The organism is Kitasatospora sp. NPDC053308 (genome assembly GCF_055585785.1).
In genome coordinates this window covers 1-1369 of the sequence record NZ_JBVJJY010000067.1, presented here as the reverse complement: position 1 = coordinate 1369, position 1369 = coordinate 1, and the positions used below count along the sequence as shown (strand labels likewise).

Annotated in this window: 1 rRNA gene; it reads right to left on the bottom strand. The window is 56.2% G+C overall.

The features are described 5' to 3' along the window. Positions 1–2: 2 nt before the first annotated feature. A 23S ribosomal RNA gene (locus ACZ6Y7_RS37960) occupies positions 3–1369 on the bottom strand; the annotation flags it as partial.

Genomic DNA, 1369 nt, shown 5'->3' with positions numbered 1-1369 from the left:
CTGAGGACAAGCCCTCGGCCTATTAGTACCGGTCAACTCCACCCCTCACAGGGCTTCCATATCCGGCCTATCAACCCAGTCGTCTACTGGGAGCCTTACCCTCTCAAGGAGGTGGGAGTGCTCATCTCGAAGCAGGCTTCCCGCTTAGATGCTTTCAGCGGTTATCCCTCCCGAACGTAGCCAACCAGCCATGCCCTTGGCAGGACAACTGGCACACCAGAGGTTCGTCCGTCCCGGTCCTCTCGTACTAGGGACAGCCCTTCTCAACACTCCTACGCGCACAGCGGATAGGGACCGAACTGTCTCACGACGTTCTAAACCCAGCTCGCGTACCGCTTTAATGGGCGAACAGCCCAACCCTTGGGACCTACTCCAGCCCCAGGATGCGACGAGCCGACATCGAGGTGCCAAACCATCCCGTCGATATGGACTCTTGGGGAAGATCAGCCTGTTATCCCCGGGGTACCTTTTATCCGTTGAGCGACGGCGCTTCCACAAGCCACCGCCGGATCACTAGTCCCTACTTTCGTACCTGCTCGACCCGTCAGTCTCACAGTCAAGCTCCCTTGTGCACTTACACTCAACACCTGATTGCCAACCAGGCTGAGGGAACCTTTGGGCGCCTCCGTTACCCTTTAGGAGGCAACCGCCCCAGTTAAACTACCCACCAGACACTGTCCCTGATCCGGATCACGGACCCAGGTTAGACATCCAGCACGACCAGAGTGGTATTTCAACGGCGACTCCACAACAACTGGCGTTGCTGCTTCACAGTCTCCCACCTATCCTACACAAGCCGAACCGAACACCAATATCAAGCTATAGTAAAGGTCCCGGGGTCTTTCCGTCCTGCTGCGCGAAACGAGCATCTTTACTCGTAATGCAATTTCACCGGGCCTATGGTTGAGACAGTCGAGAAGTCGTTACGCCATTCGTGCAGGTCGGAACTTACCCGACAAGGAATTTCGCTACCTTAGGATGGTTATAGTTACCACCGCCGTTTACTGGCGCTTAAGTTCTCAGCTTCGCCCCGACGAATCAGAGCTAACCGGTCCCCTTAACGTTCCAGCACCGGGCAGGCGTCAGTCCGTATACATCGCCTTACGGCTTCGCACGGACCTGTGTTTTTAGTAAACAGTCGCTTCTCGCTGGTCTCTGCGGCCACCCCCAGCTCAGAGTGCAAGACCCATCACCAGGAATGGCCCCCCTTCTCCCGAAGTTACGGGGGCATTTTGCCGAGTTCCTTAACCATAGTTCACCCGAACGCCTCGGTATTCTCTACCTGACCACCTGAGTCGGTTTGGGGTACGGGCCGCCATGAAACTCGCTAGAGGCTTTTCTCGACAGCATAGGATCATCCACTTCACCA